Origin of the sequence: Streptococcus parasanguinis (genome assembly GCF_032163505.1) — a bacterium.
In the GTDB taxonomy this organism is placed as follows: Bacteria; Bacillota; Bacilli; order Lactobacillales; family Streptococcaceae; genus Streptococcus; species Streptococcus parasanguinis_V.
This window is the reverse complement of record NZ_CP134147.1, coordinates 1,244,487-1,259,329: the sequence shown is the minus strand read 5'-3', so window position 1 is coordinate 1,259,329 and position 14,843 is coordinate 1,244,487. Positions and strand designations below refer to the sequence as shown.

Annotated in this window: 12 protein-coding genes; 11 read left to right on the top strand and 1 reads right to left on the bottom strand. The window is 42.5% G+C overall.

Features of this window, described 5'->3' with window-relative positions:
• Positions 1-11 precede the first annotated feature (11 nt).
• The 10 genes from RIN70_RS06470 (at position 12) to trxA (ending at position 9,884) form a co-directional block, all read left to right on the top strand.
• Positions 12-317 carry a hypothetical protein gene (locus tag RIN70_RS06470; protein ID WP_003007809.1) on the top strand — a complete coding sequence of 102 codons (306 nt, stop codon included), beginning with the start codon at positions 12-14 and terminating at the stop codon, positions 315-317.
• A gap of 3 nt (positions 318-320) precedes the next feature.
• Positions 321-509 (top strand): hypothetical protein, encoded by a 189-nt coding sequence (locus tag RIN70_RS06465; RefSeq protein ID WP_049472572.1) that lies wholly within the window; start codon positions 321-323, stop codon positions 507-509.
• A gap of 16 nt (positions 510-525) precedes the next feature.
• Positions 526-900, top strand: a complete 375-nt coding sequence (locus RIN70_RS06460) for a hypothetical protein (protein WP_080983027.1) — start codon at positions 526-528, stop codon at positions 898-900.
• 250 nt (positions 901-1,150) lie between these two features.
• Entirely contained in the window at positions 1,151-1,588 is a 438-nt protein-coding gene (locus RIN70_RS06455; protein ID WP_239665668.1) for a hypothetical protein, read from the top strand.
• Positions 1,589-1,621: 33 nt separating this feature from the next.
• The gene (locus tag RIN70_RS06450) at positions 1,622-2,266 is read left to right on the top strand and encodes a hypothetical protein (protein ID WP_049518377.1); all 645 of its coding nucleotides are present in this window, start codon (positions 1,622-1,624) and stop codon (positions 2,264-2,266) included.
• A 118-nt stretch (positions 2,267-2,384) separates the two neighbouring features.
• Positions 2,385-2,699 carry a riboflavin biosynthesis intermediates N-glycosidase gene (locus RIN70_RS06445; RefSeq protein WP_239683211.1) on the top strand — a complete coding sequence of 105 codons (315 nt, stop codon included), beginning with the start codon at positions 2,385-2,387 and terminating at the stop codon, positions 2,697-2,699.
• Positions 2,700-2,765: 66 nt separating this feature from the next.
• On the top strand, positions 2,766-3,803 hold the full coding sequence (locus RIN70_RS06440) for a M42 family metallopeptidase (protein WP_049518378.1): 1,038 nt from the start codon (positions 2,766-2,768) through the stop codon (positions 3,801-3,803).
• Between the two features lie 534 nt (positions 3,804-4,337).
• On the top strand, positions 4,338-6,323 hold the full coding sequence (locus RIN70_RS06435; protein WP_313790457.1) for a peptide ABC transporter substrate-binding protein: 1,986 nt from the start codon (positions 4,338-4,340) through the stop codon (positions 6,321-6,323).
• A 119-nt stretch (positions 6,324-6,442) separates the two neighbouring features.
• A complete protein-coding gene (locus tag RIN70_RS06430) occupies positions 6,443-9,472 on the top strand; it encodes a CocE/NonD family hydrolase (protein ID WP_313790456.1) in 3,030 nt (1,009 codons plus the stop codon).
• Positions 9,473-9,569: 97 nt separating this feature from the next.
• A complete protein-coding gene (gene trxA, locus RIN70_RS06425; protein WP_049483759.1) occupies positions 9,570-9,884 on the top strand; it encodes a thioredoxin in 315 nt (104 codons plus the stop codon).
• Positions 9,885-10,073: 189 nt separating this feature from the next.
• Here trxA and RIN70_RS06420 read toward each other — a convergent pair whose 3' ends face one another.
• A complete protein-coding gene (locus RIN70_RS06420) occupies positions 10,074-11,555 on the bottom strand; it encodes an alpha-amylase (RefSeq protein WP_223141787.1) in 1,482 nt (493 codons plus the stop codon).
• A gap of 172 nt (positions 11,556-11,727) precedes the next feature.
• Here RIN70_RS06420 and RIN70_RS06415 point away from each other — a divergent pair, with 172 nt between their 5' ends.
• Positions 11,728-14,838 (top strand): CocE/NonD family hydrolase, encoded by a 3,111-nt coding sequence (locus RIN70_RS06415; RefSeq protein ID WP_313790455.1) that lies wholly within the window; start codon positions 11,728-11,730, stop codon positions 14,836-14,838.
• Positions 14,839-14,843 lie beyond the last annotated feature (5 nt).

Sequence of the window (14,843 nt, the reverse complement as noted above, 5' to 3'; positions counted from 1 at the left end):
TGAGGAAAGAAATGAAACGAAAAGAATTATTAGATAATATCAAATTAATATTACCACTATTAAATCAATACAATGATGGGACAATTCATGTACAAATTTCATTTCTACAAGGATTAGAATGTGCATTGGAAAATGGTGACTCACTCCCTACAATAAGAGAAATTAAAGATATCCTTTATCCTCCAAGAGGAGGTCTATCAGACTTTTTTGTTTGGAAGAATGATTATTTGGAACGACTAAAAATTAATGAAGAAATTGAAGCCTACAATAATAGATTATGGGAGCTTTTAAATCAAATAGAAAACTTGGAATCATAGTAAATGCATCAAATTTTAAAATTAGAAGCATTTCATCAATCTCATACAAGAATTCCAAGCGGAAATGAAGCATCTGCTTTTGAAGATTTTTGGAAACCAGGAGGACAAACCTTCCCAGGAAATATGCCAGAAGCAATCATTGATGAAGTTCCGTGGGGAGAATTTACAATTAGAAAATTAGGAGGCGACTAGAACGAGTTTAACTAAAATAACATGGGAAGAATTTGATGCCTTTGATAAGATTGAGTCACCGAAGGGATATGATTTTCGAACACATGAAGGAAAATACTACACTTTTGGAGAGTTTGGAGTAGCTTCAGTTCGTCGTATCTTTGAAATTAATCCTTCTGATTTTAACGAATACTTATTAGGCAAGAGGTCGGCACATGAAATTGATTTTAAAGCGCAGAACGATTGTTGGCCACCGACAGAAGAAGAAAAGAAAGCTAGTGAGAAACGATTCATAGAAGAGAGTCCCACATCATTAATTGATTTACCTGAAACTAGAGAGTTATTTACTCATGAAGAACTTGAAAGATTAATTCCAATTGCTGAGAAACAGTGGATTGAATCTGAAGGCTAACTTCCAGATGATTATGTGTCACCATTGAAATAACTTGTAAGGAATTTGTTTATATACTATTAGTTGTAGACAAATTCCTGTTTTTACTTTAAGTGGACTAAATGAATCGCTCCGAAAATGTGTCCAAAATATTGACAGAATTCCAATACCATTAATGAGGCATATTCTAATAAAGTTTTAGCTCAGGGCAATAAGTACATTGGAAAAAGTAGTAATGGATTAAAGATTGGAATGTATATAAGAGAATCTGATGGAAAAATTATCTCAGCATTTCCAAGGGAATAAAATGAATTTAGAGGTAAGATTAATGAAGAGAATATATTCAGTTGTGGTTTTTGGAAATGAAGAAAATGATATATTGTTAGTTTTGAAATTTATAGATCAAAAATTTCAAACGCTGTCAGACTTTTTAAATTCTGAGGTTCATAATTTTTATCTGCATGTTCGAGAAGCTTTGGAGAGTGTAATTACTGGGAAGATGGAAGAGTATGCTTTTGATGGTAATATGTTGGGAATCGAAATTGGAAAAGAAATAACAGAAGTTTACTTCCAATTTGAGGAAGAAATATTAGGTGCGCCATGTTTTATTTCAACTGATGAACTGTATAAACTAGTGATTGAGTGGAAAGAAATGGAAGATAAAATGTACAGAGGGGACGATATTTTTCCGCTAATGATAGAGGATTGACGTTGAAGTAATTCCCCAAATAATGGAAAAGCGATGAACAATAAAGAATTAGAAGATTTATTTTACACAGTTCCAAACGATGTGGATTATACAGATCTACTCGAAGAAGTAGACTTGGAAGATATTCCGGAAGAAACAATTGAAAAATTGACTTCTTTATTAGATAGTGATGATGATTTTTTGCGCTATAAATCCTCTCGATTGTTGACTATTTGGGGAATAAAGGAAGGCTTTAATATTCTGACTCAGATGTTTGTTGAAGGGAAATTGGAAGGCTATATTCCTCATCGGCTATATAGTTATGATGATACAAATCGAATTATATTAGATGCTCTTACTAGCTATTGGGCCAATCAGTCAGATAGAGGTGATGGCGATACAGCAAGGCAAGACATATTCCCTTATGTCTGCAAAATTATAGAGCAGGCGGAAAAAGGTTATTATGATCTTTCATATTTTTACTATCTAGTTGAAGATAATGGCTTTTCTGAATACATCCCCTACCTCAAACACTTCCTTTCAACTATTATGGACAAACCTGAAGAAAATTATTGGCGAATTCATGATACCTTGAAACTATTCCTCAAGGTAGAGCCTGATTATGTGACACAGTTATTAAAAGAAAATCAAAAATCATTGGGAGATTTTGGAATCGAGGATAAAGGTGAAAGAAATTAAATTTTATAAAGTACATGATGAGTATGGTTTTATGTCCAATTTTGCTCCCTACCCTTTTTCAGACGGTAGCAGAATCTGGCCAACATCAGAGCATTATTTTTAAGCACAAAAGTTTTTAGTGCCTGAAATTCAAGAGAAAATTCGTCAGATAGCATCTCCAATGGATGCTGCTTTGGAGGGACGCAATTGTCAAAATCCCTTGAGATCAGATTGGGAAGAGATCAAAGATAAAGTGATGCTCCAGGCTCTGCGAATGAAATTTAGCCAACATCCAGAAATCGCAAAAGAATTGCTCTCGACAGGAGACGCCATCATCATTGAACATACGCAGAACGACGCTTACTGGGCTGATGGGGGAGATGGCTCTGGGAAGAACAAGCTAGGCCTTCTCTTAATGCAAGTGCGGGAAGAGTTGAAAAACCTCACCCTATAACCCTCTCTCCTCTAGCTATTCCACCTATTTCATGCTAGAATAAAGAAAAACACATTTGGAGGCATTATGAATCAGACAGTGACTTATTTACAGGAATTGACAGCCATTCCTTCCCCGACCGGTTATACATGTGAGATCGCGGACTACTTGGTCAAAACCATTGAAGGCTTTGGGTACGAAGTAACTCGGACTGCTAAGGGCGGCGTGAATGTAACCGTGCCTGGTGTGATCACAGACAAACAACGCTATGTCACAGCCCATGTGGATACCTTGGGGGCTATTGTCCGCGCGGTGAAACCAGATGGCCGTCTCAAGTTGGACCGTATCGGTGGTTTTCCATGGAATATGATTGAAGGGGAAAATTGTACGGTCCATGTAGCCAATACCGGAAAGACCCATTCTGGGACGATTTTGGTCCATCAGACTTCTTGCCATGTCTACAAGGATGCAGGGACTGTCGAGCGGACCCAGGACAATATGGAAGTCCGTCTGGATGAAAAAGTAACCAATGAAAAAGAAACCCGTGCCCTTGGCATTGAAGTGGGTGATTTTGTCAGCTTTGATCCCCGGACCATTGTGACAGATACCGGCTTTATCAAATCTCGTCACTTAGATGACAAGGTGAGTGCGGCGATTCTCTTGAATCTTTTGCGCGTGTACAAGGAAGAACAGATCCAATTGCCAGTAACGACCACCTTTGCCTTTTCAGTCTTTGAAGAAGTGGGGCATGGTGCTAATTCTAGTATTCCAGCTGAAGTAGTCGAATACTTGGCAGTGGACATGGGAGCTATGGGAGATGATCAAGCGACGGATGAATACACGGTATCCATCTGTGTCAAAGACGCTTCTGGACCATATCATTACGAATTCCGTCAGCATTTGGTAGCCTTGGCAAAAGCCCAAGAAATCCCTTGTAAGTTGGATATCTATCCTTTCTATGGATCAGATGCCTCTGCAGCTATGAGCGCAGGAGCAGAAGTCAAACACGCTCTTCTCGGGGCAGGAATCGAATCTAGCCACTCATATGAGCGGACCCACTTGGATTCTGTAGTCGCAACAGAGCGCATGGTCGATGCCTACCTCAAGAGCGACTTAGTAGATTAAAAATTGGATCTACTTTTGTGAACTATTTTTAGAAAGAAAACAATGTTTTTTCTTAGAAAATAACATAAGAAATTTTTTTATAAAATATCTAGTCCTTATAGTTTTTCAAATCAAAACTGAGACTTTCTGCTGTGAGAAAAGTGCTTGAAATAGAATCATTTCAAGCACTCGGGAGTTTTGAAACTTTAGGTTCAAAACTAATTGAACACGGGTTGCGGATTGTGTCAAAAAGATAAGTTCTCCTAGAATCGAAAGATTCTTCGTCAAACTTCCTATTTTGACTTTATCCGCAGACACCCTTTGTATCTTGGATAAGTCATGGAACTTCCTGGATTGCTGAAATCATCCACTGGATAATTTCACCTAACGTCCGTACTCACCTAAGGAAAGTCTCAAATAAGTCTTAAAGTTAAATTGATAACTACTCTCCGGAGTAGTTTTTTTATAAACTAAAATTTTCTGAAAATTCTTTTCTTCTGAAAATCTTTGTGGTATAATCTTAAAATAAACTTAAAATTTCTTAAGGAGTTTTACATGAAAAAAAGAAATGTCATTGCACTTGCGGGAGTTGCTCTCCTTTCAGCAGGTATCCTAGCGGCTTGTTCTGGTGGTTCTAAATCATCTAGCTCAAGCAACGGCCAAAAATTCTCATATGTCTATGAGACGGAGCCTGAAAACTTGAACTATATCACATCTGGTAAAGCAGCAACCCACGATATCACAGGAAACTTGATTGATGGCTTGTTTGAAAATGACAAATACGGTAACTTGATTCCATCTCTTGCAAAAGATTGGACAGTTTCGCAAGATGGCTTGACTTATACTTATAAACTTCGTGACGATGCTAAATGGTATGATTCAGAAGGCGAAGAGTATGCGGATGTAACAGCTAAAGATTTCGTCACAGGGATCAAATATGCGGCTGATAACAAATCAGAAATGCTCTACATCATCCAAGATTCTATCAAAGGCTTGAATGACTACGTCAGTGGTAAAAATAAAGATTTCTCAGCTGTAGGAGTAAAAGCAGTTGATGATCATACCCTTCAAATCACTTTGAACCAACCAGAATCTTACTGGAACTCTAAATTGACTCTTGGGATCACTTTCCCTGTCAACGAAAAATTCGTGAAATCAAAAGGGGATAAATTCGCTCAAGCAAGTGACACCAGCTCCCTTCTTTACAATGGTCCTTACATCTTGAAGAGCTTTACTTCAAAATCTTCTATCGAAATGACCAAGAATGAAAACTACTGGGATAAAGACAAGGTCTACGTCTCAGATGTAAAATTGGAATTCTACGATGGACAAGACCAAAGTAAACTGGCGAAATCATTCGGTGAAAATGCTCTTAGCTTGGCAAAACTCTTCCCAACTGGATCTGGTTACTCAGAGCAAGCCAAAGAATTTAAAGATGAAATCACCTACACTCCTCAAGATGCTGCTTCTTATGTCATTGGTACCAACATAGACCGTCAATCTTACAAACACACAGCTAAAAAGACCGATGAAGAAAAACAATCTACTAAGAAAGCCCTCTTGAACAAGGACTTCCGTCAAGCGATCAGCTTTGCCTTCAACCGTGAAGTTTATGCTGCTCAATTGAACGGAAAAGACGGAGCAAGCAAGATCATCCGTAACCTCTACATTCCACCAACATTTGTCCAAGCTAATGGTAAGACCTTTGGTGAAATGGTGAAAACACAATTGGATACCTATGGAGATGAGTGGAAATCTACTAAACTAGATGATGGTCAAAACGGTCTCTTCGATGCGAAGAAAGCGAAGGAAGAGTTTGCAAAAGCGAAGACTGCCTTGGAAGCAGATGGTGTGAAATTCCCAATTCACATCGATATGCCTGTGGACCAAACCACTCCATCAAGAGTTCAACGGGTGCAATCTTTCAAACAATCAGTTGAAGAAGCGCTTGGTAAAGAAAATGTCGTCATCGATATCCAAATGCTTTCGAAAGAAGACCTTCAAAATGTGACCCTCTTTGCACCAAATGCGGCTGGCGAAGACTGGGATCTCTCTGATAATGTTGGATGGAGCCCTGACTACCAAGACCCATCAACTTACATGGATATCTTGAAAGCTTCATCTGGTGAAAATACTAAGACTTTCCTTGGATTTGACCCAAGTGAAAACAATGAAGCAGCTAAAAAAGTTGGTCTGTACGACTTTGAAAAGATGATCAAAGATGCTGGTGCAGAAACACAAGACGTCAACAAACGCTATGAAAAATATGCGGCTGCGCAAGCTTGGTTGACTGATAGCGCCCTTGTTATGCCAACTTCTTCATCAACTGGACGTCCATTCTTGACACGTATCGAACCATTCTCAGCTCCATTTGCATGGACTGGTGGTAAAGGAAAAGACCACGTGATCTACAAAGGAATGAAACTCCAAGACAAAGCTGTGACAAGTGCTGATTACAACAAAGCCCTTGAAAAATGGCAAAAAGAACAAGCAGAGTCAAATAAAAAAGCACAAGAAGATCTTAAGAAACACGTTAAATAAGGATCGATAACCGAGGCTGATGCCTCGGTTTTTTTGTGGATCAGATGAATATCTGTTTGATCTTAAAACGCTTACATAGTATAATGGGAGTGTTGATTACAAAAAGTTAGGAGACTGACATGAAAAAGAAAACAATGGTTTCCATTGTCGCATCAAGTTTATTGATCGCACCGATGGTCTTGCATCAAGTAGCAGCAGCAGATGAGCAGACAGAAGAGTTAGCTCCATCGACAGAAGTGGTCCATGCTCCATCTACTGAAGCAACACCGACAGCACGTGACACAAGTACTAGCTCTAGTGAAGAAGGAGCGAGCTTGAGTGAGGCATCGCTGGATCGGACGGCAGTTGCAAATCAAGTAGCCCCTGCTACAGAAGAACACACAAGACAAAGTGAGCCTACGGTCCCAGTAGCAAGTCCAGCAACAACCAACAGGGAAGCTGCACCTCAATCTGCTCCCAGTTCAGAAGCTCCGGCAACAAGTAATGATTTAGCAAAGGTTACAGGTAGCACCCTTGCAGCTGATCAGGCCCCTAAAGAGTTGACGGTCCAAGATGCTGTTAATGGCTTGCTTCAATGGGCAGCAACAGATCCTAGCCAATTGGGCCAAAGCCAAGCAGATCGCGAACGCTTTGCCAAGAGTTTAGGCTTGATTGAAAAATCAGAAGATTTGACTCGTAAGGTTAGTCAGCCAGAATTGGCCAAGATGTATGAAACAGCTAAGAAACTCTACGATGCCTACCGGGCTGAAAAGAAAAGCCCGCTCTTTTTAAATGGTCGTGCCCAGCCGATTTTCCCTTATACGACGGGAGAAAAAGCAGACCAAGACTACAAATATGAAGACAGCCAAATTGTACGCTTCCCTGTCTATGTCGAAACGGACTACGACACCGACGCAGATGGCAAGCCTGACTTAGTCAAAGCCATTGTTCAACTACCAAAAGCAGTAGCGCAAGGTGATTTTAAGGCAGCCACTATTCTGGAAGCGCGCCCTTACGTAGCGGGGACGCTTGATGAAAACTACGTGACCCTCGAAAGTTTGGGGCTTCCAACGGACGGTAGCTATGACATGAAGAAACTGCACAGCCAACCTGCAAAGAGACAGCCAGTAAGCAGTGAAACAACAGTAGAAGCAGCCAAAAAAGCCAAGGCATCGGATTGGTATTACTACAGTCCCTACGAGTATATCTATGACTACGAAGATCTGAACTGGTACGACTATTTCTTGGTCAGAGGCTATGCCTTTATCTCGAGTGCGGGACTTGGTACCAAGGGATCAGAAGGATTTAACACCACAGGTTCTGATCTCGAAATCAATGCCTTCAAGAATATCATCGAGTGGGTCAATGGCAAACGCAAGGCCTACACCGATAAGACTAGCAATGTTGAAATCAAGGCAGACTGGGCAACAGGCAATGTCGCTATGACCGGTCTCTCCTGGGCTGGAACCACGACCTTTGGTGTGGCAGCGACAGGCGTAGAAGGCCTAAAGACCATCGTTCCAGCAGCAGGGATTGCCTCTTGGTATGATTATTTCAATAGCCAAGGAACCCAGTTTGGCAATGCGCCTTATAGTGATCTTTCATGGCTATCCCTCTACGTTAGCACGCGGATGCTGGACCAAGACGACTGGGCAGGGATTTGGCAAAACTATTCCAACTACATCAACCAATTGAACAAGGACCAGTACGCCCATGATCGTAACTACAGTGATGTCTGGAAGGAGCGGGATTATACCCTTCATCCGGAAAATCTCAAGACCAGCGCCCTGATCGTCCATGGCTTGAATGATGACAATGTCAAGACCAAACACTTTGAACTCATGTACGATGCCCTCAAGAAAGCAGGCCAAGATGTCAAGCTCTATCTCCACCAAGGAGATCACGTCTATCCAGCGGCTATGTCACGGGGATACGGCATCACCGCCAATGGTCAGGACTTTTATGACCTGCTCAATACCTGGCTGACCCATTACCTCTACGGAGTGGACAATCACGTCGAAAGCTTGCCAGCGGTCCTAGCTCAAAACAACTATGATCCAAGCAAGTGGACCAGCTATGATAACTGGAAGAGCAGTCAACGTCTCTTCTTGAATGCAAGCTCGAAACGTCTAGAAGAAACCATTTCTAGTGATTATGCGGCTGCAGGTGTTGAGATCGCTAACCGTAATGAAACTGTCAGCAAAGCCTCCTCTAAGGCCAATCTGACCTTCGTTTCTGATGTTACTGAGGACACTACGATCAAGGGCCACATCCCTGTTCATTTCAAGGCAGCTCTTGCCAAGGGTCAAGGAAAGAATTTCCAAATCAACGCCCTCTTGGTAGATGTGGCAGATGAGGACTTTGACGTGGTAGGAAATGGTAGCGTCAAGCAAGATAAAACGGCAGACGCTTTCTGGATGGGAAGCAATTTAAGCAACCTATCTGTTGCCGAATACGAAACCATCAAGACCAAGTACAAGGTGATTGCGAAAGGCTGGATCAACCTTGCGAACCCTGAGTCTGGCTACGATTCAGCAAGCTCACGAGCTAGCATCGAGCCAAAAGTGGGAGAATACCACGATTATACGGTCTATCTCCAACCAAATCTCTATACGGTTAAGAAAGGTCACAAGTTAGCACTTGTTTTCAACACCTATGACCCATCTGATTTAACGGTGGAGCATCCATATGAAGTGACCTTTAAGACAGATTCTATCCAGGCGGCGATTCCAATTGTTGAAAAGACCCGCGCCCAAAAGGCAGCTTATGTACCAAGTGCAACAGATACAGACTATGCGAATTTACCAGAAGTTGAAGGTGCTGCTCTAGTCGCTCCAGAAGTGCACTACAAGGAAGAATATAGGCTTCCAAGCCCAGAATCCTTTGTCCAACCAAGCCAAACTCTTCCTGAAAAAGCAGAGCAGATGCAAATAGGATCAGCAAGACAAGAGCACTCTCTTCATACACTAGCTGTATCTTATGGACCTCAATTTGTTTCACAAGGATTGGCAGAAGATCCTCAAGCTGCAACTCTTGTAGTGGGAGGAGAGAAAGCAGATCATACGCTTCCTCAAACAGGGAGCAAAGACCATTCTCTGGGTCTCTTAGGGGTGATTAGCCTAACAGCTTCTAGCCTCATCTTTTGGCGCAAAAAGAGAGAAGATGCCTAAGGACTCCCCGTAGCAAATATTTCTAAAATGGCATCTTTTAGTGTAAAATAAAAGTAGAAATGCAGAATCAGTAGTCACTACTGAAAAAGGAGGAAATATGGCACACATAATCACAGATGCAACTTTTGAACAAGAAACCAGCCAAGGCCTTGTCTTGATTGACTTTTGGGCAACTTGGTGCGGTCCATGCCGCATGCAAGCTCCAATCTTGGATCAGTTGGCAGAAGAAGTACATGAAGATGATTTGAAAATCTGTAAGATGGATGTCGATGAAAATCCAAATACAGCGCGTCAATTCGGTATCATGTCGATTCCAACTCTTCTCTTTAAAAAAGATGGACAAGTTGTCAAACAAGTGGCTGGAGTTCATACGAAAGCCCAATTGAAAGAAATCATTGCAGAATTGAGCTAAAAAGAAGACTCGTTTTCCAAACCGGAAAACGAGTTTTTTTGATGCTCTTTATTTCTTTCAAATAGACGCGATACCCATTGACAGCGCTTTCTTATAGTGCTAAAATGAAGCTGTATTTCCTATAAAATTTTTACAGGAAAAAATTCTCCTAGGAAGGTGTAGATCCTAGGAGAAAATTACATATAAAGGTTATTGCCCCTCTGTATCTTGGGCTACCCAGACACTGACGGAACGTTCTGCCACTGGGAATTCAGCAGTACCGTCTTCTTGGACTTGGACGGTTTCGCTACAATTTTCTAGTACATCATAGTAGGTGAGGCCTGCGTAGGATGAGCCGATCTCCATGACTTTTGTAGCAGCTTGGTTATTGGAAATCAAGCAGGCGATTGGTGCTGATTCTTCTGAACCTGAACGTGTCCAACCGATGCAATTAGGATCATCGAAGTAGTCCGTTTCTTCCCCATAGGCCAGATCTTTACGAACCCATAAGAGTCGATCGAGGACCCCTTGGAAACTTTCTTGCGCAAATTGGCCCTCGATACCGTAGTAGTCTCCATAGAAGACACAAGGCAAACCAGCTTCACGAAGTAAGATCAAGGCATAGGCTGCAGGCTTAAACCATTCTTGGATGGTAGATTCCAAGGCTTGCCCTCGTTGGGTATCATGGTTGTCCACAAAGGTTACGGCCTGTTCAGGATGATTGAGTGCTAGTGTTCCGTCAAAAATAGTTCGAAGGTCGAAATTTTCACCTTCTTGACTAGCTCGGAAGAGATTTTGGTGGAGGGCCACATCGATCAAGTCGTATAAGTAGTCAATGCTTTCCAAGTACTCATCGTTGGTTTCTGTGTCCCCATTCCAAAATTCACCAAAGACGTAGAAATCTTCACCATATTTTTTGGTGATATTGTGGATGAAATTCTTCATAAAGAAGGAGTCAATGTGTTTGACTGCATCCAGACGGAATCCCTCAACCCCTGTTGTTTCGATAAACCATTCAGCCCATTGGTCGAGATTTTCTACAACCTCGGGATGTTTGAAATCGATATCGGCGTACATGAGGTAATCGTAGTTTCCGTTTTCCTTGTCAACCAGATCTCCATGGGCCCAACCTTTGTTGTCCCCTTGGATTTGGTAGATCCCACTTTTATTACGTGAAGCATCGTAGTCCGTACCGGTGAAATGGTACCAATGCCAGTGGAAGTCATTATAGGCGCCATTTCGGCCATCAAAGGTGAATTTGGTCCATCCTTGAATGGTGAAAGGTTCGGTAAGGATCTTGTTTCGATCCATCGGATCGACCTCAACGACCTCGAATTCTTCTAAACCATCTGCAGCAGCTTTGTGGTTAAGAACGACATCGGCCATTGGTTGAATCCCTGCATCTTTGAGGGCTTGAATGGCTTGAAGATAATCGTCTTTGAAACCGTATTTGGTACGAACCGTTCCTTTTTGATCGAACTCGCCCAAATCAAAGAGGTCATAGACTCCGTACCCAACGTCATTGTTAGATGTAGCTTTAAAGGCAGGTGGCATCCAGACTTTACGAATACCCAAGTCTGCTAAGTGTTGCGCATCTTCAGCAAGACGCGTCCAGTGGTTCCCATCAGCGGGCAAATACCACTCAAAATATTGCATTAAGGTTTGATTTTCCATTTTTATTTCTTCTTTCATGTGAATGTTCCTATTTTACCAAAAATAGTTGGATGCGACAAATTTTTGCGCTGGAAGCAAGCCCTTTCTAGAAAAGAAATCGCATACATGAAAGAAATGAAGTGAGAATATAACATAATAGAGTCAGGCTCCGCTAGGACTGACTTTGAAAATGGTGAAAGGAGACCATTTTATGAAAAAAACAACTCTTGTTTCTCTACTCGTTGCAGGTTTACTGATTAGTCCTGCTGTACTCGCCCAGCATGTGCAAGCAGACCAAGTAAGCAGCACAACTACTGAGGAGACGGTTACTCCTTCTACGGTAAGTCCTGAAGTTACTGAAACAGTGACCTCAACACAAGGAGACACTAAAGAAACCGTACATCCTGAAAAAGTGGAAGAGGTTTCAGAAACTAACAGACCAACCACTTCGCCAACCGCTCCGACAACTACTCCGACGACTGAGCTACATGAAGAACCTGCGTCAAGTCCAGCGGTAGTGAGCGCCCCAACTGTTGAGTCCACTCTAGCCAATCAGCCAAGCCCTGCGCCTGCGACGCCTACCGTTGGCAGTCAAGAGGTGAGCACAGCTCCAAAAGTAACCCAAGGAGACTTGGCTGAAATTACTGGTGCAACTGTAACCGATCAGGATCGTGAAAAAGAAGTCACTGTGACGGAGGCAGTCAATCAACTATTGAACTGGGCTTCTACCAAGGAAAATCAAGTCGGATCTACTGATAAAGACCGATTAGCTTTTGCCAAGAGCCTAGGGATGGTCAAGGAAGGAGTGGAGGGCTCTGCTCCAGTCACTAATCTCACTTCGATGGTTGATGTAGCCAAACAGCTCCGTGCCGCTTACCGAGCTGACAAGAAGACACCTCTCTTTTTGAATGGCAAAGCACAACCTATTTTCCCATTTACGCCAGGGGACGATCCGGAGCATTACTCCTATGACAAGAGTGACATCGTCCGCTATATTGTCTATGTGGAAACTGATTATGATACGGATGGAGATGGCAAGCCTGACTTGGTCAAGACCTTCGTGCAGGTGCCAAAAGCTGCTGTCAATGGGGACTATAAAGCTGCGACCATTTTTGAAGCTAGTCCTTATGTAACAGGAACAACAGAAGAGCGTACCTTAGAGGCAATTGGCCTCAAAGAAGGTGGAAACTTCGATATGGCCAAGCTCTATGAAAAACCTGCCAAACGCCAAGCAACCAAGTCTGTTACGACAGAAGAAGTAGCCAAAGCAACTGATCCAAAGGATTGGTACTACGTCAATCCACGTGAAAGCTCTGAAGATTATACGCATTATGATTACGAAAATCTCAACTGGTACAATTATTTCTTAGTTCGTGGTTATGCAGTGGTGACCAGTAGTGGTTTGGGCTCAAAAGGATCAGACGGGATCAATACGACCGGCTCTGATCTTGAAGTGGCCGCATACAAGAATATCGTGGAGTGGCTCAACGGCAAACGCAAAGCCTACTCTGATAAGACTAGCAACCAGGAAGTTAAGGCAGACTGGTCCAACGGCAATGTCGCTATGACAGGCTTGTCTTGGGCAGGTACGACGACATTTGGTGTAGCGTCCACTGGGGTTGAAGGGCTCAAGACCATTGTGCCAGCCGCAGGGATTGCTAGTTGGTATGACCATTTCAACAGCCAAGGCTCTCCCCTTGATACAGGAGCTTCCAATGACCTTTCCTGGTTATCTGTCTATACCTCTGGTCGTATCCTTGACAAGGAAGATTGGGACAAGGTCAAGGATTACTATGCAGCCTATATCACCAAGCTCAATGAGCTCCAACACAAGGATGGTCATAATTACAACGAAGAATATGCTAAACGCGACTACACGCTCAATGCAGCCAATCTGAAAGCGGCCCCTCTCATTATCCAAGGGCTCAATGATGACAATGTCAAACCCAAACATTTTGAACTCATGTTAGAAGCCTATAAAAAGGCGGGGATCGATGCCAAGGTCTTGCTCCACCAGGGCAATCACATCTATCCATCTACTCGTTGGTCAGGGACAGAAGTCGCAGGCCAAGCCTTTAATGACCTGATGAATCTCTGGTATAGCCATTACCTCTACGGTATTGAAAATGGGATTGAAAACCTTCCACAAGTAACAGCTCAGGACAATCTAGATCCAAGTAAATGGCGTCGTTTTGATAAATGGGATACCAACAATGCCATCTCCGCTCGAATCTACTCTAAACGGGAGGATGTGACAGTAACTGGCGATTACTATGGTACAGGAAATAACTGGACTACACGTAACCAAGATGCAGCCTTCCATTCTTCCGAAGTGGCAGCTTCCTATGCAGCCACCGTCGACCAAGATGTCACCATCAAAGGCCATATTCCTGTGCATTTTAGCGCTGCTTTTGTCAAGGGAGACAAAAACCATGCTCATGTCAGTGCGACCCTGATGGATGTTTCAGACGAAGACTTTGATGTGGTCAAAGAAGAAATCACCTATGACAAAGACGGTTATAGCACGCGCACATTGGAAAAAGAAACCATCGATGAGACAGGCTACTGGAATGGTAGCAACCTTGAAACCTTGCCTCTCAAACGTTACAAGACCCACAAGGTTAAGAGTGTGGTGATTGCGCGTGGTTGGATGAATCTGGCCAATCCAGCATCTCGCTATGACTCAGCAAGTTCTAGTCATTCTATTGATCTGAAAGAAAACGAATATCATGATTACACCATGTATCTGCAACCAAATCTCTATACAGTGAAAAAAGGCCATCGACTGGTTTTGAGTTTGCACACCTATGATCCAGATTACATCTATTTTGCAGATCCTTATGAAGTGACCTTCAAGACAGATTCTATTTCTGCAACGATTCCAATCGTAGAAGACAGTCGATCTCTCTTGTTCCGTTATCAACCAAGTGAAAAAGATACAGACTATGCGTCATTGGCAGATCGGATCTTGCCAATTGCAACCATTCAACCAAAAGTAGATCCTGAACAAGACCCAAGTCCAGTAGATCAAGCGGAAAAACCAATTGTTCCAAGTAATCCAATGACGCCAACCAATCCAGCTATTTCTGAAATTCCTCAAAAACCAAGCCACGGTCGAGATCCGATGGACTTCCGTAAGGAACAAAAAGAAGAAACTGCACAAGAATTGGCTCAAAGAGCTGATAAAGATAAGATAGAAGTGACAAGCCAACCAAGCCTTCCAAAAACAGGTCAAGCAACAAGCTCTTGGACTCTCTTTGGCTTCCTAGGACTCATGCTCACCAGCCTTTTGTCACTTGGCAAAGCTCACAAAGATGAATAGTAGAA

What these genes read in the sequence shown, in the direction of transcription:
- RIN70_RS06470 (WP_003007809.1), top strand. Translation starts at nt 12, where the DNA reads ATGAAACGAAAAGAATTATTAGATAATATCAAATTAATATTACCACTA.
- RIN70_RS06465 (WP_049472572.1), top strand. Translation starts at nt 321, where the DNA reads ATGCATCAAATTTTAAAATTAGAAGCATTTCATCAATCTCATACAAGA.
- RIN70_RS06455 (WP_239665668.1), top strand. Translation starts at nt 1,151, where the DNA reads ATGGAAAAATTATCTCAGCATTTCCAAGGGAATAAAATGAATTTAGAG.
- RIN70_RS06450 (WP_049518377.1), top strand. Translation starts at nt 1,622, where the DNA reads ATGAACAATAAAGAATTAGAAGATTTATTTTACACAGTTCCAAACGAT.
- RIN70_RS06440 (WP_049518378.1), top strand. Translation starts at nt 2,766, where the DNA reads ATGAATCAGACAGTGACTTATTTACAGGAATTGACAGCCATTCCTTCC.
- RIN70_RS06435 (WP_313790457.1), top strand. Translation starts at nt 4,338, where the DNA reads ATGAAAAAAAGAAATGTCATTGCACTTGCGGGAGTTGCTCTCCTTTCA.
- RIN70_RS06430 (WP_313790456.1), top strand. Translation starts at nt 6,443, where the DNA reads ATGAAAAAGAAAACAATGGTTTCCATTGTCGCATCAAGTTTATTGATC.
- trxA (WP_049483759.1), top strand. Translation starts at nt 9,570, where the DNA reads ATGGCACACATAATCACAGATGCAACTTTTGAACAAGAAACCAGCCAA.
- RIN70_RS06420 (WP_223141787.1), bottom strand. Translation starts at nt 11,555, where the DNA reads ATGAAAGAAGAAATAAAAATGGAAAATCAAACCTTAATGCAATATTTT.
- RIN70_RS06415 (WP_313790455.1), top strand. Translation starts at nt 11,728, where the DNA reads ATGAAAAAAACAACTCTTGTTTCTCTACTCGTTGCAGGTTTACTGATT.